Below are 1,897 nucleotides of genomic sequence, written 5' to 3' on the forward strand. Positions count from 1 at the left end.
GCTTTATAAAGCCAGAGTTTTTCGTGGAAACCCAATTCCTTAAAATTATATTGGGGAATATTGTCGTAAAAATAATTTCTAATGGTTGCCGCTTCCTCCTCGGTCCTCGCATATCCCATTTTAAGAAAGATCCCATATAGTTGCAGCGAAAGATTTGATAAATTAGCATTTATCTGGGTGAGAGCACTGAGTTCTTCAGTTTGTTGGATCAATAATTCAGCCCGGTTTCTAATACTTCGGGTGATATACTGGGATTCAATAATTTTCTCCAATTCAAGGATCTCATAAGCCAGACTTTTCTCCTCATAATGCAAGGCCGTTGTCTTGGTTTTATCAAGCAGTTTAAGCGCCTGATTGTATAATCCTTTCCGGTAAAGAATGTATGCGAAGTCCAATTGTTCCCTTATCTGGACAGGCACCGTTTGATTTGCGGGATTAAGCCTTAAACTCACCAAAATCTGCTTGTATAAATGAGCTTTTACGTTCGATAACTGCTGTTTACTAATCCTGGTTTTCTGCAAAATCTCCTTCTCATCATACTTTTTCAGCTTGGTCATCACCTTAAATAAATTCAGGAATTTACTGTCGGTATTCACCCCAATTCTTCCTACATAAAGAGAAAATTGTCTCTTTTCAGATGGAGAAAGAGACTTTATAAGGGAAAACAAGTTATCGGAAAATTCATTGGTCATTGTAACAAGCAGGTTTGTAAATTACTGTAAATCAGCCTAATTGCAACTCAGGCTTTGTTTTTAATTATCGTAATACTCTTTCTGAAAACAGATTTAAGGGCAGGCTAAAACTATACTTTAGTTAAAGATAAAGCAAAAAAAATCTTTTATGAGCACTGAAAAAGTAGAAATTTTTGACACGACGTTACGAGACGGAGAGCAGGTTCCAGGTTGTAAATTGAATACAGCCCAAAAACTGAAAATCGCTGCACGCCTTGATGAGCTGGGAGTAGATGTCATTGAAGCAGGATTTCCCGTATCAAGTCCCGGCGATTTTCAATCGGTTTATGAAATTTCTAAACTGGCTAAAAACGCCGCCGTTTGTGGACTCACCCGTGCTGTTAAAAAAGATATCGAAGTAGCTGCTGAAGCTTTAAAGTATGCTAAAAAACCGCGTATTCATACCGGGATTGGCACCTCAGATTCTCATATTAAATATAAATTTAATTCTACAAGAGAAGAAATTATTGTGCGTGGGGTAGCCGCGGTAAAACACGCGAAGAATTTCGTAGACGATGTTGAATTTTATGCCGAAGATGCCGGAAGAACAGATAATGAATTTCTTGCTCGTGTCTGTACCGAAATGATCAAAGCCGGAGCTACTGTTTTAAATATCCCTGATACTACCGGTTATTGCCTTCCTGATGAATACGGAAGAAAAATAAAATATTTAAAAGACAACGTAAAAGACATCGATAAGGTTAGAATTTCCTGCCACTGTCACAACGATTTGGGTCTTGCTACAGCCAATGCTATTGCAGGTATACAGAATGGCGCACGCCAAATAGAATGTACTATCAACGGAATTGGTGAGCGTGCCGGAAATACCGCTTTGGAAGAGGTCGTCATGATCTTAAGACAACACCCGACTTTAAATTTAAACACAAATATAGACCCGAAATTCCTTTTTGATACCAGTTGTATGGTTTCCCGCGAAATGGGAATGTTCGTGCAACCAAACAAAGCAATTGTAGGTGCCAATGCTTTTGCCCACAGCTCCGGAATTCACCAGGACGGTGTAATTAAAAACCGTGAAACCTACGAAATTATAGATCCCGCAGAAGTTGGCGTAACCGAATCGGCGATTGTTTTAACTGCCAGAAGCGGAAGAGCTGCCCTTGCTTTTAAGGCAAAGAAAATGGGATATGATTTAACTAAACTTCAGT

1 protein-coding gene and 1 pseudogene are annotated in these 1,897 nt (G+C 39.1%); one reads left to right on the forward strand and one right to left on the reverse strand.

Annotation, left to right across the window (positions count from 1 at the left end):
- A pseudogene (locus tag ACESK1_RS13220) lies at positions 1-692 on the reverse strand (hypothetical protein); the annotation flags it as partial.
- Between the two features lie 148 nt (positions 693-840).
- Here ACESK1_RS13220 and ACESK1_RS13225 point away from each other — a divergent pair.
- Positions 841-1,897: 2-isopropylmalate synthase (locus ACESK1_RS13225; RefSeq protein WP_372920640.1), on the forward strand; the 1,057-nt coding region annotated here is incomplete at its 3' end.

Origin of the sequence: Salegentibacter sp. (assembly GCF_041642575.1) — a bacterium.
GTDB lineage: Bacteria > Bacteroidota > Bacteroidia > Flavobacteriales > Flavobacteriaceae > Salegentibacter.